Origin of the sequence: Halomonas stenophila (assembly GCF_014192275.1) — a bacterium.
GTDB lineage: Bacteria > Pseudomonadota > Gammaproteobacteria > Pseudomonadales > Halomonadaceae > Halomonas > Halomonas stenophila.
Map to the genome: position 1 here is coordinate 19,912 of NZ_JACHXR010000010.1, position 20,480 is coordinate 40,391.

Annotated in this window: 18 protein-coding genes; 13 read left to right on the forward strand and 5 right to left on the reverse strand. The window is 71.0% G+C overall.

Annotated features, from left to right (window positions below):
• Together FHR97_RS15125 and FHR97_RS15130 are read right to left on the reverse strand one after the other, a co-directional pair.
• Complete coding sequence (locus tag FHR97_RS15125; protein WP_183384632.1) at positions 1 to 1,419, reverse strand: cytochrome ubiquinol oxidase subunit I; 1,419 nt, start codon at positions 1,417 to 1,419, stop codon at positions 1 to 3.
• Positions 1,420 to 1,677: 258 nt separating this feature from the next.
• Positions 1,678 to 2,661 (reverse strand): calcium/sodium antiporter, encoded by a 984-nt coding sequence (locus FHR97_RS15130; RefSeq protein ID WP_183384633.1) that lies wholly within the window; start codon positions 2,659 to 2,661, stop codon positions 1,678 to 1,680.
• 234 nt (positions 2,662 to 2,895) lie between these two features.
• Here FHR97_RS15130 and FHR97_RS15135 point away from each other — a divergent pair, with 234 nt between their 5' ends.
• From FHR97_RS15135 to FHR97_RS15175, 9 genes are all read left to right on the forward strand, one after another.
• Entirely contained in the window at positions 2,896 to 4,137 is a 1,242-nt protein-coding gene (locus FHR97_RS15135) for a PqiA/YebS family transporter subunit (RefSeq protein ID WP_246404064.1), read from the forward strand.
• The gene (pqiB, locus tag FHR97_RS15140) at positions 4,118 to 5,800 is read left to right on the forward strand and encodes an intermembrane transport protein PqiB (protein ID WP_183384635.1); all 1,683 of its coding nucleotides are present in this window, start codon (positions 4,118 to 4,120) and stop codon (positions 5,798 to 5,800) included. Before FHR97_RS15135 ends, pqiB begins: the two co-directional genes overlap by 20 nt.
• On the forward strand, positions 5,797 to 6,387 hold the full coding sequence (locus FHR97_RS15145) for a PqiC family protein (protein ID WP_183384636.1): 591 nt from the start codon (positions 5,797 to 5,799) through the stop codon (positions 6,385 to 6,387). Before pqiB ends, FHR97_RS15145 begins: the two co-directional genes overlap by 4 nt.
• 142 nt (positions 6,388 to 6,529) lie before the next feature.
• On the forward strand, positions 6,530 to 7,837 hold the full coding sequence (locus tag FHR97_RS15150; RefSeq protein ID WP_183384637.1) for a DEAD/DEAH box helicase: 1,308 nt from the start codon (positions 6,530 to 6,532) through the stop codon (positions 7,835 to 7,837).
• Between the two features lie 87 nt (positions 7,838 to 7,924).
• Positions 7,925 to 8,428 (forward strand): hypothetical protein, encoded by a 504-nt coding sequence (locus FHR97_RS15155; protein WP_183384638.1) that lies wholly within the window; start codon positions 7,925 to 7,927, stop codon positions 8,426 to 8,428.
• Positions 8,429 to 8,432: 4 nt separating this feature from the next.
• Positions 8,433 to 8,981: a hypothetical protein gene (locus FHR97_RS15160; RefSeq protein ID WP_183384639.1), complete on the forward strand. Its 549-nt coding sequence runs from the start codon at positions 8,433 to 8,435 to the stop codon at positions 8,979 to 8,981.
• Positions 8,968 to 10,185 carry an MFS transporter gene (locus tag FHR97_RS15165; protein WP_246404078.1) on the forward strand — a complete coding sequence of 406 codons (1,218 nt, stop codon included), beginning with the start codon at positions 8,968 to 8,970 and terminating at the stop codon, positions 10,183 to 10,185. The genes FHR97_RS15160 and FHR97_RS15165 overlap by 14 nt, the downstream gene beginning before the upstream one ends.
• A gap of 84 nt (positions 10,186 to 10,269) precedes the next feature.
• Positions 10,270 to 11,334: an asparaginase gene (locus FHR97_RS15170; protein WP_183384640.1), complete on the forward strand. Its 1,065-nt coding sequence runs from the start codon at positions 10,270 to 10,272 to the stop codon at positions 11,332 to 11,334.
• Positions 11,335 to 11,406: 72 nt separating this feature from the next.
• On the forward strand, positions 11,407 to 11,643 hold the full coding sequence (locus FHR97_RS15175; RefSeq protein WP_183384641.1) for a DUF2789 domain-containing protein: 237 nt from the start codon (positions 11,407 to 11,409) through the stop codon (positions 11,641 to 11,643).
• A 29-nt stretch (positions 11,644 to 11,672) separates the two neighbouring features.
• On the opposite strand, the gene FHR97_RS15180 is transcribed toward FHR97_RS15175, so the two are convergent.
• Positions 11,673 to 12,083, reverse strand: coding sequence for an SRPBCC family protein (locus tag FHR97_RS15180; RefSeq protein ID WP_183384642.1), 411 nt, complete (start codon positions 12,081 to 12,083; stop codon positions 11,673 to 11,675).
• A gap of 105 nt (positions 12,084 to 12,188) precedes the next feature.
• The gene (trhP, locus tag FHR97_RS15185) at positions 12,189 to 13,604 is read right to left on the reverse strand and encodes a prephenate-dependent tRNA uridine(34) hydroxylase TrhP (RefSeq protein WP_183384643.1); all 1,416 of its coding nucleotides are present in this window, start codon (positions 13,602 to 13,604) and stop codon (positions 12,189 to 12,191) included.
• 412 nt (positions 13,605 to 14,016) lie between these two features.
• Here trhP and queC point away from each other — a divergent pair, with 412 nt between their 5' ends.
• Genes queC through FHR97_RS15205 form a run of 4 tightly spaced genes read left to right on the forward strand, consistent with a single transcriptional unit; the run spans position 14,017 to position 16,484 of the window.
• Positions 14,017 to 14,736 carry a 7-cyano-7-deazaguanine synthase QueC gene (gene queC, locus FHR97_RS15190; protein ID WP_183384644.1) on the forward strand — a complete coding sequence of 240 codons (720 nt, stop codon included), beginning with the start codon at positions 14,017 to 14,019 and terminating at the stop codon, positions 14,734 to 14,736.
• Positions 14,729 to 15,373 carry a 7-carboxy-7-deazaguanine synthase gene (gene queE, locus FHR97_RS15195; protein WP_183384645.1) on the forward strand — a complete coding sequence of 215 codons (645 nt, stop codon included), beginning with the start codon at positions 14,729 to 14,731 and terminating at the stop codon, positions 15,371 to 15,373. Before queC ends, queE begins: the two co-directional genes overlap by 8 nt.
• On the forward strand, positions 15,373 to 16,218 hold the full coding sequence (locus FHR97_RS15200) for a 6-carboxytetrahydropterin synthase (protein WP_183384646.1): 846 nt from the start codon (positions 15,373 to 15,375) through the stop codon (positions 16,216 to 16,218). Before queE ends, FHR97_RS15200 begins: the two co-directional genes overlap by 1 nt.
• Positions 16,215 to 16,484, forward strand: a complete 270-nt coding sequence (locus FHR97_RS15205; RefSeq protein WP_183384647.1) for a YkgJ family cysteine cluster protein — start codon at positions 16,215 to 16,217, stop codon at positions 16,482 to 16,484. Before FHR97_RS15200 ends, FHR97_RS15205 begins: the two co-directional genes overlap by 4 nt.
• Positions 16,485 to 16,577: 93 nt before the next feature.
• Here FHR97_RS15205 and FHR97_RS15210 read toward each other — a convergent pair whose 3' ends face one another.
• Positions 16,578 to 20,477 carry an ATP-binding protein gene (locus FHR97_RS15210; protein ID WP_183384648.1) on the reverse strand — a complete coding sequence of 1,300 codons (3,900 nt, stop codon included), beginning with the start codon at positions 20,475 to 20,477 and terminating at the stop codon, positions 16,578 to 16,580.
• Positions 20,478 to 20,480 lie beyond the last annotated feature (3 nt).

The following is a 20,480-nucleotide window of genomic DNA, read 5'->3' on the forward strand; positions in this document are numbered from 1 at the left end:
TCAGCTCCTCCCCGGGTGGCTGGCGGCGTCTTCGAAGGGCACGTGGGCGGCGGAGAGGGGGCGCTTGGGCCGCTCGACCTCGTCCTCGTGGGGCGCCTCGGGCAGCATGCCCTGGCGGACCACCCGGGTCAGGTAGAGCACCCCGGCCCAGAACACCACGGCATAGACCAGGCCATAGCCGACCAGGGTGAACAGCGCCATGCCCCCGGTCAGCGAGGGGGTCACGGCCTCGGCCTGGCTCATGATGCCGTAGACCAGCCAGGGGGCGCGGCCGGTCTCGGTGACGAACCAGCCGGCGAGCACGGCCAGGAAGGGCGTCACCGACATCAGCCGCATCAGTTGCAGGTAGCCGCGATGCGCATGGAGCCCGAAGAGCCGCCCCTTGAGGCGCAGCCAGAGCCCGGCGACCGCCACGGCGATCATCGCGAAGCCCAGCCCCACCATGACGCGGAAGGACCAGAAGACGATCCACACCGGCGGCTGTTCCGCCGGGGGCACCTCACTGATCCCCGGCAACTCGCCGTCCAGGTGATGGGTCAGGATCAGGCTGGCCAGCCCCGGGATGCCGAGTTCGAAGCGATTCTCCTGGGCCTCCTGATCGGGCCAGGCGAACAGCAGCAGGGGGGCGCCCTGCCGGGTTTCCCAGTTGCCTTCCATGGCCGCCACCTTGGTCGGCTGGTGCTCCAGGGTGTTGAGGCCATGGAAGTCCCCCACCACCGCCTGGGTCGGGGCCAGCACCAGCAACAACCACAGGCACATGGAGAAGGCCTTGCGGTTGGCCTCGACGTCGCGGTCGATCAGCAGGTACCAGGCGCTGACGCCGGCCACCACGAAGCCCCCGGTGAGGAAGGACGCCAGCACCATATGGGTGAAGCGATAGGGGAAGGAGGGATTGAAGATCGCCTCGCTCCAGTCGGTGACGTGGAAGCGCCCGTCGATCAGTTCCATGCCCACCGGCGTCTGCATCCAGCTGTTGGCGGCGAGGATCCAGAAGGCCGAGATGAAGGTGCCGATGGCCACCATGATCGAGGCGAAGAGATGCACCCCCTGGGGCACCTTGCCGCGGCCGAACAGCAGCACGCCGAGGAAGGCCGCCTCCAGGAAGAAGGCCGTGACCACCTCATAGCTGAGCATCGGTCCGAGGAAGTTCGCGGCCGCGAGGGAGAAGTTGCTCCAGTTGGTGCCGAACTGGAAGGACATCACGATCCCCGAGACCACGCCCATGCCGAACACCACGGCGAAGACCCGTGCCCAGAAGATCGCCAGGCGCTCCCAGGCGGGGTTCTGGGTACGATAGAAGAGGCCATTGAGCACGGCGAGATAGGATGCCAGGCCGATGGAGAACACCGGGAAGATGGCATGAAAGGACACCACGAAGGCGAACTGCAACCGCGACAACAGCAGGGGATCTAGCTCCATGAGACACTCCTCGGTCCTGCGGGCGAAGGGGCAAGGATGCACCGGGCACTGGCCGTGCCCGGTGCATCGGACGCGGGAGCGTCCTGCCGCATTCATCGGTCGTGCCTGAACAGCCTAGCCAATCCCGACGGATGGCGGGCTCGCGCGTCACCCGGCCAGCGCACATTCAGGCAATCCCCGCCATCATACCCCCGGCACGGGACGAGGCGAGGTCTTGCCCGTGCCGGGCGCTGTGTCGCGTTGTCGCAGCCGGCCGGCTCAGGCCGTCGCGCTGCCGACCACCAGGCTGATCATGAAACCGATATAGGCCGTGTACATCGCCAGCAGTGCCCCGCCCTCGAGGCGGTTGATGCGCCCTGCCCGCCCCCGCCAGCCCATGGCGAAGACCATCATCAGCACGGTCATGGCGGTCATCAGGCTCCAGTCGCGCAGCAGCACCTCGCGGCCGGCGTCGATGGGCGCGATCACCGCGGCGAGCCCCACCACCCCGAGGGTGTTGAAGAGGTTGGAGCCCACCACGTTGCCGAGCACCAGGTCATGCTCGCCCCGCCGCAGGGCGCTCAGCGAGGACGCCAGTTCCGGCAGCGAGGTGCCCACGGCCACCACCGTCAGGCCGATGATCAGGTCGCTGACGCCGAAGCTCTGGGCGATGGCCACCGCCCCCCAGACCAGCAGCCGGGAGCTCGCCACCAGCAGCACCAGGCCGATGCCCGTCCAGGCCAGGGACGCGCGCAGCGACATGGGATGGGACGCCAGATCGGTCTCGGTGTCGGCGGAGAGGGGGTCGCTGCCATCGCGCAGCCCCTTGACGACGCTGACCGCCATGAATCCCCCCAGCAGCACCAGCAGCAGCACGCCCTCCAGGCGAGCGATGCCGCCGCCCAGCAGCAGCAGCGCCGACAGCAGGGTCGCGGCCCCCAGCACCGGCAGTTCCCGGCGGACCACACCCGAATGTACCGCCAGCGGCGAGATCAGCGCCACCAGGCCCAGGATCAGGCCGATATTGGCGATGTTCGAGCCGTAGGCGTTACCCAGGGCCAGGCCGGGATTGCCCTGCCCGGCCGCGATGGCCGAGACCACCAGCTCCGGCGCCGAGGTACCGAAGCCGATCACCAGCATGCCGATCAACAGGGGGGAAAGGCCGAGTCGTGCAGAGGTCGCGGCGGCACCGTCGATGAAGCGCTCGGCGCTCCATACCAGCAGGATCAGGCCTGCCACCACCGCCAGAACGGGAAGCATCATGGGATCTCCAAGGGGGAACATTCAGGCCCGCATGTTTGACTATGGTGCCCCCGGCGTCAACGTGACACACTCCGTAACAGTGCCGTTTATCGTCAGGAGGACCCCTCGCCAGTGCCAAGGCCGGCCTTTCGCCATGTCGCCCTGCCCCGGCAAGCGCCCCTCGTGGATCGCGCCCCGCCGGAAGTCCGGGTCTCCCGGCGACGCCTGCGCGCGTGCCACGAGTGCGACTGGCTGATGGCCCTCCCGCCCCTGCATGCCGGCGAGCAGGCCGTCTGCCCGCGCTGCCGCCATCCGCAGGTCCGACGCCACCGCTACCCCGCCCAGCGCAGCCTGGCCCTGTCCCTCGCCGCCCTGACGGCGCTGGCCCTGGCCGTGGCCTTCCCCTTTCTCGGCTTCAGCGTCAGCGGCGTCGGCAACCGCATCGAGCTGACCCAGACCGCCGCCCAGCTGATCGGCCACGCCGCGCCCCTGGTGGCGATCGCGGTGCTGTTGACCATCCTGGTGCTGCCGGCCCTCTACCTCGCCGGCGTCGTCTGGCTCCAGGCGGGGCTGCTGCGGGGCTCGCCCCTGCCGGCGAGCCGGGGCATCGCCCGCACCCTGGCCCATCTGGAGCCCTGGATGATGGCCGACGTCTTCCTGATCGGCACCCTGGTCAGCCTGATCAAGATCGCGGGACTCGCCCAGGTGGAACTGGGCCCCTCCTTCTGGGCCTTCGGGGCCTTCGCCCTGTTGCTGCTGGCCACCTCCCAGTCGGTGGATCGCGACTGGCTATGGTTCGCCCTGGCCGGGGAGCCGAGCGCCCCGGACGGCAGCCGCACCGGCGAGACCGCCGCCGCCCAGGGCCTCACCGGCTGCCCCACCTGCGGCCTGGTCAATCGACTCGAGGCCGACGGCAAGGGCCGCTGCCGGCGCTGCCACGAGCCCCTGCATTCGCGCCATCCGCGGAGCATCCAGCGCACCTGGGCGCTGCTCGCCGCGGCGGCCATCTGCTACGTTCCGGCCAACGTCTACCCGATCATGACCACCACCAGCCTGGGCCGCAGCAGCCCGTCCACCATCGTCGGCGGCATCGTCGAGCTGATCGAGATGGGCTCCTGGCCGGTGGCACTGGTGATCCTGGTGGCCAGCGTGATCGTGCCGGTGGGCAAGCTGCTGGCCCTGTCCTGGCTGTGCCTGGTGGCGCCCCGGGCCCACAACCACTTCGCGCTGTCGCGCACCCGGCTGTATCGGCTGACCGAGTTCATCGGCCGCTGGTCGATGGTCGACATCTTCGTGGTCGCCATCCTGGTCGCGCTGATCCGCGCCGGCAACCTGATGTCGGTCACGCCCGGCCCCGCGGCCCTGGCCTTCGGCGCCGTGGTGGTGCTCACCATGCTGGCGGCCATGAGCTTCGACCCCAGGCTGATCTGGGACATCCCTACGCCCCCGAGACCTGCAGCGGACAAGGACGCAGCCCATGAACGACTCGCCCCGTGACGACACGGCCGACGATGTGCACCGTGCCCGGGCCACGCCCCAGGCACCGCTCTCGCCGATCTGGATCGTGCCCATCGTGGCGCTGCTGATCGGCGCCTGGCTGGTCTACGACAACTACCTCGGTCGCGGTCCCCTGATCACCCTGACCATGGAGAGCGCCGACGGCATCGAGGCCGGCAGCACCCTGATCAAGACCCGCAACGTGGAGATCGGCCGGGTGGAGGCGGTATCGCTGTCGGATGACCTCTCCCGGGTGGTGATCAAGGCGCGGATGAAGCCCGAGGCCACCCCCCTGCTCGTCGAGGACAGCACCTTCTGGGTGGTCAAGCCGCGCATCGGCCGGGAGGGCATCAGCGGCCTGAACACCGTGCTCTCCGGCGCCTACCTGCAGCTCGAGCCGGGGCGCAGCGAGGAGGACGAGCGCACCTTCCGGGTCAGCGAGCAGCCGCCGGTGGCGCCTCCCGGGGCCGAGGGCCTGAGGGTCAACCTGATCAGCCAGCTGGGCAGCTCCCTGACTGTCGGTGACCCGGTCACCTACCAGGGCTTCGCCGTGGGCCGCGTCGAGGAGGCGGATTTCGAGGTGGAGTCCCGGCGCATGCACCACCGCATCTTCATCGAGAGCCCCTACCACCGCCTAGTCACCGAGAACACGCGCTTCTGGACCGCCAGTGGCGTCGACCTGCGTCTCGACTCCGAGGGCGTGCGCGTGCAGCTGGAGTCCCTGGAGGCACTGCTCGGCGGCGGGGTGACCTTCGGCGTGCCCGAGGACCTCCCCCGCGGCCTGCCCGCCGACCCCGACACCACCTTCACCCTCTATGCCGACGAGGACAGCGCCCGGCAGGGCACCTTCGATCGCTACCTCGAGTACGTGCTGCTGATCGAGGACACGGTCCGCGGGCTGAGCCGCGGCGCCCCGGTGGAGTTCCGCGGCGTGCGGGTCGGCACGGTGGCCAGCGTGCCCTGGAACTTCACCGCGCCCCAGCCCGACGGGCGGGACCGGCTGGCCATCCCGGTGCTGATCCGCATCGAGCCCCAGCGGCTGGGCATCGACAGCCAGGCGCTGGACCTCGAGGACTGGCGGGCTCGCTTCGACCGGCTCTTCCAGCGTGGCCTGCAGGCATCGCTGAAGAGCGGCAGCCTGCTGACCGGGGCGCTGTTCGTGGACCTGACCCTCGACCGCCAGCGGGCCGGCGAGTACCAGCCCGAGACCTTCGCCGAGCGCACCGTCTTCCCCACCACCTCCGGTGGCCTGGCCCAGATCCAGGCCCAGGTCACGGCCCTGCTCGACAAGCTCAACGAGCTCGAGGTGGCGCCGATCCTCGACGGCCTGGCCCGCAACCTCGCCACCTCGGAGGCGATGCTCGAGGAAGTCCGCGAGCTCACCGCCGGGGTGCAGACCCTGCTCGACGACCCGGGCACCCGAGCGCTGCCCGGCAACCTCAACGCCACCCTGCAGGAGCTGCGCGGCACCCTCGAGGGCCTCTCGCCCGAGGCCCCGGCCTACCGCGACCTGACCGACACCCTCGACCAGGTCGAGCGGCTGATGCGCGACCTGCAGCCGATGGCCCGCCAGTTGGGTGACGATCCCCGCGCCCTGCTATTCGACAGCCTGCAGACCGAGGACCCGATGCCTCGTGCCCCGACCGGGAGGAGCCCGCCATGACCCGTGCCCAAGGCCTCGCCATCCTGTTGCCCCTGCTGTGGCTGGGCGGCTGCGCCGTCGGTGGCGAGCCGCCGACCCGCTATACCCTGCCCGACGATGCCGCACGCCCGTCCGATCGGGCCTCGGGCGCGGCGGCCCGCCACCAGCTGGTGCTGCGCCCGCTGCGCCTGGCCCGCTACCTGGACGTCGAGGGCATCGTCTTCCAGCTCGATGACATCACCCTGCAGGAGGCCAGCGGCCACCGGTGGGTCGAGCCCCTGGGCCGGCAGCTCGAGCGCGGCCTGCGCGAGCGGCTCGCCCATCGGCTTCCGGAAACCCGGGTAATGCTCGAGGCCGACGCCGGGGCCGAGACCTCGCAGCGACTGCGCGTCGAGGTGGAGCGCTTCCAGGGCCGCCACGACGGCCTGGCCGTCACCGAGGGCCGCTGGCAGCTGCGCGACGCCGACGGCCACCTGCTGGCCCTCGAGCCCTTCCGGGTGACCACGCCCCTGGCGGCCGACGGCTACCCCGCCCTGGTGCGCGCCCTGGGACACGGCTGGGACAGCGTCGCCGACGAGATCGCCGCCGACATTCGCCGGCTGCGCTGACGGCGCCGCTGTGGCATAATGCCCCCTCTCGCGGCTCCCTCGGTCCCTTCCGCCGCGTCTTACCCCATTCCCACGCCCCGGCCCGGGACTGGCCAGTCGCACTTCCGACTGGCGCGGACCGAGGCGTTGTTGCGGAGACCGCATGACCTTTTCCGACCTCGGCCTGAGCGCCGACCTGCTTCGCGCCATCGATGCCCAGGGCTACACGACCCCGACCCCGATCCAGCGCCAGGCCATTCCCGCCGTCCTGCAGGGCGGCGACCTGCTGGCCAGCGCCCAGACCGGCACCGGCAAGACCGCCGGCTTCACCCTGCCCATGCTGCAGCGCCTGTCCGGCGGCCAGCGGCCGGCCAAGCGCGGCGTACGCGCCCTGGTGCTGACCCCGACCCGCGAACTGGCCGCCCAGGTGGGCGAGAGCGTGCGCGACTATGGTCGCCACCTGCCGCTCACCTCCCACGTGATCTTCGGCGGCGTCGGCCAGCAGCCCCAAGTGGACGCCATCCGTCCCGGCCTCGACATCCTGGTGGCGACCCCGGGACGCCTGCTCGACCTGCACCAGCAGGGCCATGTCGACCTCTCCAGGGTCGAGATCCTGGTGCTCGATGAAGCCGACCGCATGCTCGACATGGGCTTCATCCACGACATCAAGAAGGTGTTGAAGCTGCTGCCCGAGAAGCGACAGAACCTGCTGTTCTCGGCGACCTTCTCCAACGAGATCCAGGCGTTGGCCAACAAGCTGCTCGACGCCCCGACCCTGATCGAGGTGGCCCGCCGCAACACCACCGCCGAGACCGTGGACCAGGCCATCTATCGGGTCGACCGCGAGAAGAAGCGCGACCTGCTGGCCCACCTGATCAGCGCCCACCGGTGGTACCAGGTGCTGGTCTTCACCCGCACCAAGCATGGCGCCAACCGGCTCGCCGAGCACCTCGGCAAGCAGGACATCCCGGCCATGGCCATCCACGGCAACAAGAGCCAGTCGGCCCGCACCCGGGCGCTGTCCGCCTTCAAGTCCGGCGAGTTGCAGGTGCTGGTGGCCACCGACATCGCCGCCCGCGGCCTGGATATCGACGAGCTGCCCCACGTGGTCAACTTCGAGCTGCCCAACGTCGCCGAGGACTATGTCCACCGCATCGGCCGCACCGGCCGGGCCGGCAACGACGGCCAGGCGGTCTCGCTGGTCTGCGTCGACGAGCACGGCCTGCTCAGGAACATCGAGCGGCTGATCAAGCGCGACCTGGAGAAGCACATCGAGCCGGGATTCGAGCCGGATCCCAACGCCAAGCCGGAACCGATCGAGAACGGTCGCGGCAACCGCGGCGGTGGTCGCGGACGCAACGGCGGCGGCGGCGGCAAGCCTCAGCAGGCCCAGGGCGGCCGCGGCAGCGACGACGGCCAGCGTCCCTCGCGTCGCCGGCGCCGCGGCGGCCAGGGCCGCCAGCAGGCCTGAGGCCCGGGCTGGCGGGCCACCGCGGAATATGCGACGGTGGCCCGGCCGCCAGGCGTGACGTTCCCCCATCCAGAGCAAGGAATGCCCATGGAGTCCAACGACCCGATCCACGACTATCAACGCTGGCTCACCTTCCAGCGGCAGGCCCAGCTGGACCGCGAGCATCGTGCCGCCTGGCAGAAGCTCGAGTCTTCGGGAGTCTCGGCGACCCGCACCACCGAGGCCTATCGCAGCATGGCCGAGAAGGCCGCCGGCCAGGGGGCCTGCTATCGCACCCTCTTCCTGCGCCAGCACCCGAGCGGCCAGGCGCTGGCCTGCGAGGGCTGGCTGTTCGTGCGCCGCGTGCTGGCCGAGGGCGGGGCCACCCGGGTGCGCGCCACCCTGCTGCCGAGCTTCACGCTGCAGGAGGGTCCGCTCGAACCGGGCGCGGCCGACGCCGAGAAGCTGACCCTGGAGATCTTCGACCAGTTGTCGGTGGGACGCGGCATGGCCAGCGTCGCGCGGGTCGACCGCATCGATGCCTCCGGCGACAGCCACTTCATCGCGCTGCTGGACAGCGTGCGGGGCGACCTGCGCCGCCACCTGGGATAGGCCCATGTGGAAGAAACTCTTTGGCCGGACGCCCGTGCGGGTCTGGGTCATCAAGCAGATCGACCGGGACCTCCTCCACCTCTGCGGCGAGGGTCGCCTCGACACCGGGCGCAAGGCCGATGCGGTGCTGGCCGAGCTGAGCGAGGGACGCTACCAGGGGCCGGTGCAGATGGGCGACGGCGGCCTGATCCTCAACGCCCGGCTGTTCGCCGCCCTGATCCCCCACGACGGCCTGCACCTCGGCGCCGATGGCCAGGCCCACTGGCGGGGCCACAACTGGCGGGTCGCCCGGGTCCCGCAGCGTTGCTGGGCCTACGAGGGCCGCCTGGTCCCCCAGATGACCTCCCAGGGGCGCCTGCACCTGACCAGCACGGAAGACCTCTCCGGCATCAGGCGCCGCGCCGACAGCGACCGTGCCGCCCCCGGCACGGTGCACTTCCGTGCCGCCAACGAGCTCGAGGACGAGGCCGCCTTCAGCGAGCGACAGCAGCGGCGGCGCGCCCGGCCGGCCCCGCACCGGGAGTGGCGGGAAGATGACCATGGTGGCCGCTGAACACGCTCCGTCGCGGCGGCGTCCGCTGGTGTTCATCGCGCTGATGATCCTGGTGGGACTCAACCTGCGCCCGGCGCTGTCGTCCCTCGCGCCTCTGCTGCCTCGCATCGAGACCCAGGCCGGCCTGCCGGTACTCGCCATCGGTGCCCTGACCACCCTGCCGGTGCTGTGCCTGGGGCTCTTCGCCCCCCTGGCCCCCTGGCTGTCCCGGCGCCTGGGGGCGGAACGCACCCTGTCGCTGGCGCTGCTCGCCCTGACCCTGGGCCTGGCCCTGCGTGGCCTGGCGAGCCCCGCCTGGCTGTTCGGCGGCACCCTGCTGGCCGGCGCGGCGATCGGCATCGCCGGCACGCTGCTGCCGGCGCTGGTCAAGCGCGAGCTGGCCGAGAGCGCCGACCTCATGACCGGGGTCTATACCATGGCGCTGTGCCTGGGCGGCGCCCTCGGGGCCGGCCTCAGCATCCCGCTGGCCGAGGGCCTCGACGGCTGGGCGGCGAGCCTGACGGCCTGGGCCGGCCTGTCCGCCCTGGCCCTGGTGGGCTGGGCGGCCCTGATGCCGAGCCCCAGGACCTTGCCGCCGCCCCCCGCCCCCACCGGCAATACCCGGGCCCTGCTGCACCAGCCCCTGGCCTGGCAGGTGATGCTGTTCATGGGCTTCCAGTCGTCGCTGGCCTATATCGTCTTCGGCTGGCTGCCGCGCCTGCTGGTCGCGCGCGGCTACGACGAGGCCACGGCCGGCTGGATGATGGGCGTCTCGGTGATGGTCCAGCTCGTCGCGGCCCTGGCCGCCCCCTGGCTCGCCCGCCTGGGACGGGATCAGCGGCCGGCGCTGCTGCTGGTGTTGTCGCTGGTGGGCAGCGGCCTGTGGCTGCTGCTGCTGGGCCCGGCGGCCTGGCGCTGGGCGGGGGTCGTGCTGCTCGGCCTCGGCCAGGGGGGCGGCTTCAGCCTGGCGCTGACCCTGATCGTGCTGCGCACCGCCGATTCGCGCCTCGCCGGCAAGCTCTCCGGTCTGGCGCAGGGCGGCGGCTATACCCTGGCCGCCCTGGGCCCGCTGGCGGTGGGGGTGATGCTCGACCGGGCGCTGAGCCTGGCGCAGATCACCGCCGCCCTGCTGGGCATCGTGGTGGCCGCCGCCGGCTTCGCCCTGCTGGCGGGGCGCAACCGCCGGCTCGAGACCAACGCGCAGGGCCGCCTGGTGACCCACTAGCCGATCCAGCGAGATTTCACCGGCGCGCTTGCCCGGTGACGCCACGCCCGTATCATGACGCCAATCCCCCGGCCCGGAGACCCCATGACGAGCAGCGCCCCCGCCTCCCCCCTGCTGGTGATCTATACCGGCGGCACCCTCGGCATGGTCGACGGCCCCGATGGCCTGGTGCCCGGCCCCGACTTCGAGGCGCGGCTGCGCCGCGCCCTGGCGACCCTGCCGCCGGCTCGCCGAGCCGCCCTCCCGGACTTCGAGCTGATCGCCACCCCGACGCCCATCGACTCCAGTGCCGCCTCGCCCCGGGACTGGCAATGGCTGGCCGGCCTGATCGCCGGGCGCTACCAGCGCCATGCCGGCATCGTGGTGCTGCATGGCACCGACACCCTGGCCTGGACCGCCGCCAGCCTGGCCTACCAGCTCCAGGGCATCGACCGCGGCGTGGTCCTCACCGGCGCCATGCAGCCCCTCGAGGCTCCGGCCAGCGATGCCCTGGCCAACATCGAGGCCTCGCTACGCTTCGCCGCCGATCCCCGCCTGCAGGAAGTCGCCCTGTGCTTCGCCGGCCGCCTGTTGCGCGGGGTACGCAGCCGCAAGTGGCAGACCCGCCGCGCCGACGCCTTCGCCAGCCCCAACCATCCGCCCCTCGGCGAGTGCGTGGACGAGGATTGCGTGCTCTACCCGACCCGTGGCCTGGAGCGCCAGCAACGCGGGGCCCCGCGCTTCGAGCTGCCGGACTACGCCGCCCTCGGCGAGGGCGGCGTGCCCCGCATCGTGCTGTGGCCGGGTCTCGCCGCCTGGCAGCTGGAGGCCTGGCTGCTCGACGACCGGGTGCGCGGGGCCCTGCTGGAGGTCTGGGGCGGCGGCAACCTGCCGGACGATCCGGCCATGACCGGCGTGCTGGCCCAGGCCGCCGGCGAAGGCAAGCTGATCGCCGCCATCAGCCAGTGCCCCCATGGCGGGGTGACGATCGGCGACTACGCCGCCGGCCGCCCGCTGGTCGAGGCGGGGGTGCTGTCCGGGGACGACATGACGCCCGAAGCCGCGGCCACCAAACTGGTCCACCTGCTCGCCCAGCCCCTGGACGAGACCGAGCGCCGCCGGCGTTTCCTGACCCCCCTGGTGGGAGAGCGCGAGACGCCGAAGCGTTGAACGACACCGGTGCCTGGTCGCGTCGCGACGGGCTAGAGTAAACGGCACACTTGGCAGCCTCCGGAGTGGCTCATGGAACACCCCGATCATCCCTTCAGCGAACTCTTCGAGCAGCTCGGACTGGCCTCGGACCCGGCGTCCATCCAGCGCTTCATCGAGCGCCATGCGCCGATCCCGGACACGGTAGCGCTGCCGGATGCCCCCTGCTGGAACGAGGGCCAGGCGGAGTTCCTCCGCGAGGCCATCGCCGACGACGCCGACTGGGCCGAGGTGGTCGACCATCTCAATGCCTCGCTGCGCAAGGCCTGATCGCGGCGGCCCGCCGGGAAGGGGGACGACTAGAGCCGTGCCTCGACCCGGTCGAGGATCTGCTGGCTGACCTTGTTGACCAGGGGCCGGACCGCCCGGTTGACCGCCTTCTCCACCAGGCGGTTCTTGATCTCGTATTCCAGCGTCAGGGCCACCTCGGTGCCCTCCGGCACCGGGCTGAGCCGATAGCGGCCGCGATTGTGGACGCCGCTCAACGACTCCCAGGCCAGCACCTCCGGGGCGCGGGACTCGGTGATCGCCACCTCGAAGGTCCAGTCCATGCCCACCGCGTGCACATGCCAGCGATAGTGCCCGTCACCCAGCGGCTCGATGTCCCGGATCAGGTCGGAGTAATCGACGAAGTCCTCGACCCGCTCGAGCAGGCTGAAGACCCGCTCAGGCGGCGCCGGGAGGGTGGCGCTGTGCTCGATGATGGCCATGCCGGTTCCTTCTGGTCGATGTCATCGGGAGGCTGGGCAGCCCCCGCCGGTCCCAGCTTCCCCGAAGGCGACCGGCGCTGTCCAGCCCGGCGTTCGCGCCGGGGCTCAGCCCAGGTCGCGCATCAGCAGCGCGAATTCGATGCGCTCCGGCGCGATGGGCTCGCCGGGCACCGGGATGCGCACCACATGACCCGAGCCGGGGGCGGCGTCCACCGATTCGCCGCGCCGGTTCTCGATATGTTCGAGGGAGAAGCGGCGGTTGCCGCCGGGCAGCATCAGCTCCATGCCGTCGCCGACCTCGAAGCGATTCTTGACGTCGATCTCCAGCACCCCCCGATCGGGGTCGTAGCCGGTGACCTCGCCGACGAACTGCTGATGGACGCCCACGGAGTTGCCCTGCTCGTAGTTCTGGTACTCGTCGTGGACGTGGCGGCGATAGAAGCCTTCCGTATAACCGCGGTTGGCCAGGTTGTCGAGCTCGTCCATCAGCCGCATGTCGAAGGGCCGGCCGGCCACGGCGTCGTCGATGGCCCGGCGGTAGACCTGGGCGGTTCGCGCCACATAGTAGGGCGACTTGGTGCGGCCCTCGATCTTCAGCGAGGTGACGCCCATCTCGGTGAGCCGGGGCACGTGCTGTACGGCGCGCAGGTCCTTGGAGTTCATGATGTAGGTACCGTGCTCGTCCTCGTACACCGGCATCAGCTCGCCGGGCCGGGTACGGTCCTCGATCAGCGCCGAGAGCTCGTCCTGGCCCTCCACGCCGCCGGCGGTGGCGGTGCTCACCTCGGCGCTGCCCCCGGCGGAGGCGATCATGCCGCCGCCCTGCCCCGGGGTCCAGATGCCGCTGGCGGCATGGGCGCGGGCCGAATTGGCCGGCACCAGGTCGCCGGTCTCGTCCTCCGCCGCCGCCACGGTGTTGTACTTCCAGCGACAGGCATTGGTGCAGGTCCCCTGGTTGGGGTCCCGGTGGTTGAAGTAGCCGGACAGCAGGCAGCGCCCGGAATAGGCGATGCACAGGGCGCCGTGGACGAAGGTCTCGATTTCCAGGTCGGGGCACTCGGCGCGGATCTGGGCGATCTCCTCGAGCGACAGCTCCCGGGACAGGATGATCCGGCTGATGCCCTGCTGCTGCCAGAACCGCGCCGCCGCGTAGTTGACCACGTTGGACTGCACGGAGAGGTGGATGACCTGCTCGGGCCAACGCTCGCGGATCATCATGATCAGGCCGGGGTCGGACATGATCAGCGCATCGGGGCCGGCCTCGATGACCGGCTCCATGTCGCGCAGATAGGTCTTCAGCTTGCTGTTGTGCGGTGCGATGTTGGACGCCACGTAGAACTGCTTGCCCCGCTCGTGGGCATAGGCGATGCCCTTGTGCAGGTTATCGAGCTTGAAATCGTTGTTGCGCACGCGCAGCGAATAGCGCGGCTGGCCGGCGTAGACCGCATCCGCCCCGTAGGCGAAGGCATAGCGCATGTTCTTGAAGGTGCCGGCGGGCGACAGCAGTTCGGGGGCTTGCATGGAGATCACCGTTGTCAGGACGATGGCGCGCGAAGGCGCAGGATGTGAAGGGGCAGGGATTATAGCAGGGGTGAAGGGTGAGCGCCGAGCCGCGTATGTCGGGTAAGCGAGCCTGCGAGCGCACCCGACAGATCAGACAGAGAGCGTCTCCTCCTGCGATAGCGCCGAGGGGCGCCGGGGACAGGTCGAAGAGGGGGTCCTACGCCATGGATGGCGTCGGTAGCGCCCAGGGAGGGGTTCACAGCGCCCCCTCGCAGACCTGTCGACGGATCAGCCCTGAGCAACAACCTTAATTGCGATTGCCCTGGCCGAGGGGCGAGCCAGCTTGGCGCCTGTCCCTCTGGTCAAGTAGACTATGGGGCCTCCCGGACCGGACCCCGGTTAAGAAAATTCTCCGACCCACAGGTATCCCATGTCCAAGCCCGTCTCACCGGCCACCGTGGTGATCTACTCCGGTGGCATGGACTCCTACACCGTGCTGCACCGCGCCCTGCGCGAGGGCCGCGAGGTCCACGCTCTGTCCTTCGACTACGGCCAGCGCCATGCCCGTGAACTCGACATCGCCCGCGAGGTCTGCCGCAAGCTCGGCGTGCCCCACCAGGTGATCGACATCACCGCCATCCATGGCCTGATCGACGCCTCGGCCCTCACCGACAGCGGCCGCGAGCTGCCCGACGCCGACTACGCCGAGGCCAATCTCAAGGACACCGTGGTCCCCAACCGCAACATGATCCTGCTGTCGCTGGCCATCGCCAAGGCCGTCAACATCGGCGCCGACCGGGTCGACTACGGCGCCCATGGCGGCGACCACGTGCTCTACCCGGACTGCCGGCCCGAGTTCGTCGAGGCCATGAACGCCGTGGCCGGCATCGCCAACTTCGAGCCGGTCACCCTGCACGCGCCCTACCTGCGGGCCGGCAAGGCCGAGATCCTCGCCGACGGCCTCGCCATGGGACTCGACTACGCCGAGACCTGGACCTGCTATCGCGGCGAGGCCCTGGCCTGCGGGCGTTGCGGCAGCTGCCGGGAGCGCCTGGCCGCCTTCGCCGCCAACGGCGTCCACGATCCCCTGGACTATGCTCGGCGGCCCGATGCCGCCGCCGGAGCCCCCGAGGATGCCGGCGATGTATAGCGTCAAGGAAGCCTTCTACTCGCTGCAGGGGGAAGGCGGCCAGGCCGGGCGCGCCAGCGTCTTCTGCCGCTTCGCCGGGTGCAACCTCTGGTCGGGCCGCGAGGCCGACCGGGCCGGCGCCGCCTGCCGCTTCTGCGACACCGACATCCGCGGCACCGACGGCCAGCACGGCGGGCGCTTCGCCAGCGCCGCGGCCCTCGCCGATCACCTGGTCGCGCTCTGGCCGGACGCCCCCGGCACGGCCACCCCCCAGGTCATCTTCACCGGCGGCGAGCCGCTGCTGCAGCTCGACGGTGCCCTGATCGAGGCCATGCACGGCCGCGGCTTCGATGTCGCCGTGGAGACCAACGGCACCCTGCCGGCGCCCCCCGGCATCGACTGGCTGTGCGTCAGCCCCAAGGGCACCGCGCCCCTCGTCCAGACCTCGGGGGATGAACTCAAGCTGGTCTACCCCCAGGACGACGCCCCACCATCGCGCTTCGTCGACCTGGACTTCCGGCATTTCTTCCTGCAGCCCATGGACACCGCCACCCTGGGCGGAGGGGACGCCCCCCTGGCCGAGACCGTGAGCTACTGCCTGGGCCATCCCCAGTGGCGGTTGTCGCTGCAGACCCACAAGATCGCGGGGATCGACTGATGACGCTTTTCGTCAACCGCCTCACCCACCTCGACGTCTCCCTGTGGTGCCCCGAGCGCGGCCTCATGGGCGCCAGCTGGCGCGTGGACGCGGAGCTCGACGGCGAGCTCGGCGGGGACGGCATGCTGTTCGACTTCGGCGAGGTCAAGCCGTGGATCAAGTCGCGCCTCGACCAGGGCGCCGACCACACCCTGCTGGTGCCCACCGAGGCCCCCGGGGTCAGCGTGCGCGACTGCCCCGAGGGCCTCTGCCTGCGCACCGAGACCCCCTATCCCATGGAGGTCCGTGGCCCCCGCCAGGCCTTCACCCTGCTCCCCTGGCCGACGATCACCCCGGATCGGCTGGCCGACCGGCTGGCCGCCGAGCTGATGCGCCAGCCGCCGGAGCGGGTCAGCGACATTCGCCTGACGCTCCTCGAGGAGGCCATCGAGGGGGCGAGCTACACCTACAGCCACGGCTTGCGCCGCCATGCCGGCAACTGCCAGCGGATCGCCCACGGCCATCGCTCGCGGCTGCACGTCTGGCAGGACGGCGAGCGACGCCCCGAGCTGGAGGCCGACTGGGCACGGCAGCTGGCGGATCGCTACCTGGTGGACGAGGCGGATATCGCCGAGGGGCGCGAGGCCTCCTTCCTCGGCCGCCTGACCAGCCGCTACCAGGCCGACCAGGGCCGCTTCGCGCTGACCCTGCCCCGCGAACGCTGCGTGGTGCTGCCCACGCCCACCACCGTCGAGCATATCGCCGCCTGGCTGGCCGGCGAGATCGCCCGGGAGACCGGCCGGGCCACCCGGGTCCAGGCCTTCGAGGGCATCGACAAGGGGGCCCTCGCGGAGGCGCGCCCATGACCGCGCGCCAGAACAGCGGCGGCTGCCGTCCCGGCTGCGGCGCCTGCTGCATCGCCCCGTCGATCAGCTCGCCGATCCCCGACATGCCGGCGGGAAAACCCGCCGGCGTACGCTGCACCCAGCTCGACGCCGACAACCTGTGCCGGCTGTTCGGCGACCCGCGACGCCCGGCGGTCTGCGCCCACTTCGATTTCGACCCCGACCTGTGCGGTGAGCATCGCGACCAGGCGCTGGCACGCATCGCCGCCCTGGAAGTCCAGACCTGAACGGCCCTCCCCGCCCCCCTCCAAGACAAACGCCCGGCGGCGCTCTCCTCTCGAGCGCCGCCGGGCGTCATGCTGCCTCGTTCCGTTGCGGTATCAGTCTTCCAGATCGGCGGTATGCGGCAGGCGCTTGTCGAGCAGGGTCCGCCAGCGCACCAGCACCGGCGCATCGCTGTGACTGACTTTCCCGAGCAGGGTCCGGAAGGCCTCCCGGGCCGCCTCGTCGCCGGGATCGACCAGGGTCAGCCAAGCTTCCAGGGCACACAGTTCCTGGTGCAGGTTGCCATCGCCCCGGGCCTGCTGCAGGGCCTGGTCGGTCAACGCCCGCACCTCCTCGGCGGGGTGGCCGAGACGGTGCCGCACGCGGGCCAGCTGGATCGCCAGCTCGGGCACGAACAGGGTGGTGCGCTCCCGGGCGATCATCAGGCACTGATCGAGATAGTCCTCGGCGCGGGCCAGCTCGCCCAGCGACACGCAGGCATCGACCAGCCACAGCGCCGGCCGCTGGTGGGGATCGCGGCCGGTGACCTCGGCGAGCTCCTCCAGGGCGGCCTCGATGCGGGTCAACCCCCCGCGGTCGCCCGATAACGCCCGCTGCCAACCCAGCACGGTGCGCGACGAGGCCTGCCAGAGGTGCAGGTCCGGCGTGCCGGTGATCTCGAAGGCCCGCTCGGCGCGGTTGGCCGCCAGGTGCACGTGGCCCACCTGGCGGTACAGGGAGGCGGCATACATCAGCGCCATGGCCAGGCTGCCGGGATGGTTGATCCGCTCGGCGAGACGGATCGCCGACTCCACCTGCTGCTCGGCGCGACGGTAGTCGCCGCGCAGGCACAGGGCCCAGCCCTGGAAGCAGGCGGCGGCCACTTGGGGGTGGTCGGAGAACGGCAGCCACTCGATCATCATCGACACATTGAGCGGATCGATCTCCTCGAGATGCTCATAGGCCTGCTGGATGCGTCCCGCCCAGTACTCGCAGCTCGCCCGGGCGAAGTCGGCCAGGCGGCGATAGCGGGGATCCTCGAGCTGCGCGGCCAGATCGGCCAGCCGCGCGGCCAGCAGGAAGGCATCGGCATGGGCGTTGCGCTGGCTGCAGCCCACCCACAGGCCCCACTTGACCAGGAAGGCCTGCTCCAGGTCCTCGCTGTCCTCCGGGGCCTCCTCGGCGCTGGTCAACAGCTCCCGGGCCCGCACGAAGCACTCGTGGGCGGTGGGCGAGCCATGCCCCTCGAGGGCGAAGGCCGCCTGGCCACGCACCGTGTGCAGGCTGATCTCACGCTCCTGCTGCCCCTCCACGTGACGCAGGCTGGCCAGGCCGAAGTCGGCCATGCGCAGCGCCGTGCGATTGGCGCTGACCTTGAGCGCCTCCCGGGCCGCCAGCTCGAAGTAGCGGGCGCCGCGGGCATAGTGGCCGCTGCGCCGCAGGTGGGTGGCGAAGTCGCCCGGATGGCGGCTGATCCATACCGGGAAGCGCTCCTCGATCAGGCCGACCACCTGCCGGTGGATATTGACCCGCACGTCGCGGGGACAGGCCAGGTAGGCCGCCTCCTGGAGCAGTTGATGGGTGAACTGGTACTCGCGGCCCTCCTCGGCGTCCTCGGCCGGCTCGATGATCTCCAGCCGACACATCTGCTCGAGGGCCGAGGTCAGCCGGGACATCTCCCAGCCGCTGCATTCGGCCAGGAAATCCAGCCGGAAGCGGCGCCCCAGCACCGCGGCCACGTGGGCCACCTCTCGGTCGGCATCCAGCTGGTCGATGCGGCTGGCCAGCAGGCCGAGCAGGCCGCGGGGCAGCTCGTCCAGCTGGACGCTGCGCCCCTCGCGTCGATCCATGTCGACGCGGCGGCAGATCTCCTGGAGGTACAGCGGCACGCCGTCGCAGCGCTCGATGATCTGGCTGCGCAGCCGCGGGCTGAGATGCAGCCGGTAGCGCCGGGCGAGCTGCGACAGCAGCCGCGAGGCCTGCATGGGATCGAGACGCCCGAGGGTGATCTGCTGGTCCCAGTCGAGTCGCGCCGGGAGGGCCTCCCGGCCATGGTGGCTGGCCACCAGCAGGAAGGGACAGTTGATCGGCAGGCGGGCCTGGAGACCGGCCAGCACCTTGAAGGAGGGCTCGTCGAGCCACTGCAGGTCATCGATCATCAGCACCAGGGTGCGCTCGGCGGTCAACTGACCGATCAGCCGGTGCACCAGCCCGACCACCAGCTCCACGGCCTCGCCGCTCTGGGCCAGGGCCGCCAGCTCGCGGGGCTCGCGCACCCCCAGGGCCTCTTCCAGCAGTAGCCGATGATCGTCGTCCCGCGCCACGCCCTCGATCCCGGCCAGGGCGTCGGCGTCGATGGCCCCGCCGAGGTGCCAGCGCAGCAGCTGGCGGGCCACGCCGTAGGGCTCCTGGACCGACAGGCGGGTGGTGGGCTGCCAGCAGATCGCCGCCTCGCGACTCTGCTCGAGCTGGCGAAAACCGACCAGCAGGGCCGACTTGCCGAGCCCCGAGGGGCCCCGCACCAGCACGCTCTGCCGCAGCCCGATCCCGGCCCGGGCCAGGGCGTCGCGCAGGGTGCGCATCGCCGACTCGCGCCCCACCAGGCTCGGCGGCAGGGCCTCCCGGCCGCCCTCGTTGGCCCCGAGCACCAGCGCCCGCAGGCGCACCCGGCCATCGCTGGCCACCAGCCGCGAGGAGAGCCGGGGCTGCAGGTCCAGGGCCGGCGGCATGTGCTGGCTGGCATCCTGGGAGATCACCAGCTCGCTGCCCTCGGCCGCGCTCATCAGGTCCAGGGCGCCCTGGGTCACCTGGCCCAGCGGATCGACCAGGTGGCGCTCGGGCAGGTAGACCACCCGACCGCTGTTGAGCCCGGCATCGAGGGCGATCCGCGGCGGCTCGCCCTCGCCGTTCCAGTGCCGCTGGCATTCGTCGGGCAGCACGCGGCGACAATGCTCGTAGAGGGCCACCAGCTCGGCGAGCTGGTGGGCCGGGCCATGGGTGCCGAAACAGGCCAGGCCCAGGCCGCCGGTGGCACCGGGCAACCAGAAGCCGCCCAGGTGGTGGCACTGCTGTTCCAGCCAGCGCATCAGCTCGATCTGCAGGGCCAGGCAGGCCCGGGCCTCGCTGCGCGAGGAGAGATCGGCGTCCAGGGTCAGGCGAATCGCCATCACCGAGAGCTGGCGCTGCTCGATCTCGTCCTCGCGCAGCGGCGAGCTGTCGGGGGCCAGCGCCCGGGAGAAGGCGCCGCTCGGCCCGGTGCTCTGCTCGGGCTTGCCGTCGGACCAGTAGCGGGCCAGTTGCAGGAAGGCCGGATCCGGCTGCTGGCCGGTCAGCGCCAGCAGCTGCAGGTAGGCATTGTACTGCTCGTGGGCGGCGGCCAGCTGGCCGTGCTCGGCCAGCTGGCGCACCAGCCGCTCGTGGAAGGGGCCATAGCCGGAAAAGCGGCTGACCAGCGCCTGCAACAGGCTGTCCGGCAGCGGCTCGTGCTGCTCGAGCACGGCCTCGGCGAAACGGATCACCCGCTGACGCCACTCGTTGCGAACCTGGACCAGCCAGCGCTGGAAGTCCGCGCAGGCGGAGAGCTGCAGCTCCTCGACGAGATCGCCCTGGTAGCAGGTCAGCACCGCCTCCAGGCTCGACACATCGGCCGGGGCGTCGAGCAGGGCCTGCAGCTCATGGAGGTCGAAATGCCAGCTCTCGGGCAGCTTGAAGGCGATGGTCTGGCGGGAGACCGACAGCACCTGCTCGGCCTGCTCGCCCAGCGACTGCCGCAGGCAGTGCAGGGCGTGGCGCAGGTTGGTGCGACCCGATGACAGCCCCTGGTCCGGCCACAGCAGCTCGGCCAGGGTGGCCCGGTTGACCGGCTGATCGTGGAGCAGCAGGTAGACCAGCAACGCCTTGACCTTGTCATAGCTGAAATGGGTCAGGGCGTCGTCGCCCAGGGTCAGCGAGAAGTGACCGAAGAGGGCCAGGCGATCCTGGTCGTCATGAGTAACGGCGTCGGAAGCATCCCGCATGGT

Bases quoted from the DNA above. Each gene is read 5' to 3' on its own strand.
- FHR97_RS15125 (WP_183384632.1), bottom strand. From the start codon at position 1,419: ATGGAGCTAGATCCCCTGCTGTTGTCGCGGTTGCAGTTCGCCTTCGTG.
- FHR97_RS15130 (WP_183384633.1), bottom strand. From the start codon at position 2,661: ATGATGCTTCCCGTTCTGGCGGTGGTGGCAGGCCTGATCCTGCTGGTA.
- FHR97_RS15135 (WP_246404064.1), top strand. From the start codon at position 2,896: ATGGCCCTCCCGCCCCTGCATGCCGGCGAGCAGGCCGTCTGCCCGCGC.
- pqiB (WP_183384635.1), top strand. From the start codon at position 4,118: ATGAACGACTCGCCCCGTGACGACACGGCCGACGATGTGCACCGTGCC.
- FHR97_RS15145 (WP_183384636.1), top strand. From the start codon at position 5,797: ATGACCCGTGCCCAAGGCCTCGCCATCCTGTTGCCCCTGCTGTGGCTG.
- FHR97_RS15150 (WP_183384637.1), top strand. From the start codon at position 6,530: ATGACCTTTTCCGACCTCGGCCTGAGCGCCGACCTGCTTCGCGCCATC.
- FHR97_RS15155 (WP_183384638.1), top strand. From the start codon at position 7,925: ATGGAGTCCAACGACCCGATCCACGACTATCAACGCTGGCTCACCTTC.
- FHR97_RS15160 (WP_183384639.1), top strand. From the start codon at position 8,433: ATGTGGAAGAAACTCTTTGGCCGGACGCCCGTGCGGGTCTGGGTCATC.
- FHR97_RS15165 (WP_246404078.1), top strand. From the start codon at position 8,968: ATGGTGGCCGCTGAACACGCTCCGTCGCGGCGGCGTCCGCTGGTGTTC.
- FHR97_RS15170 (WP_183384640.1), top strand. From the start codon at position 10,270: ATGACGAGCAGCGCCCCCGCCTCCCCCCTGCTGGTGATCTATACCGGC.
- FHR97_RS15175 (WP_183384641.1), top strand. From the start codon at position 11,407: ATGGAACACCCCGATCATCCCTTCAGCGAACTCTTCGAGCAGCTCGGA.
- FHR97_RS15180 (WP_183384642.1), bottom strand. From the start codon at position 12,083: ATGGCCATCATCGAGCACAGCGCCACCCTCCCGGCGCCGCCTGAGCGG.
- trhP (WP_183384643.1), bottom strand. From the start codon at position 13,604: ATGCAAGCCCCCGAACTGCTGTCGCCCGCCGGCACCTTCAAGAACATG.
- queC (WP_183384644.1), top strand. From the start codon at position 14,017: ATGTCCAAGCCCGTCTCACCGGCCACCGTGGTGATCTACTCCGGTGGC.
- queE (WP_183384645.1), top strand. From the start codon at position 14,729: ATGTATAGCGTCAAGGAAGCCTTCTACTCGCTGCAGGGGGAAGGCGGC.
- FHR97_RS15200 (WP_183384646.1), top strand. From the start codon at position 15,373: ATGACGCTTTTCGTCAACCGCCTCACCCACCTCGACGTCTCCCTGTGG.
- FHR97_RS15205 (WP_183384647.1), top strand. From the start codon at position 16,215: ATGACCGCGCGCCAGAACAGCGGCGGCTGCCGTCCCGGCTGCGGCGCC.
- FHR97_RS15210 (WP_183384648.1), bottom strand. From the start codon at position 20,477: ATGCGGGATGCTTCCGACGCCGTTACTCATGACGACCAGGATCGCCTG.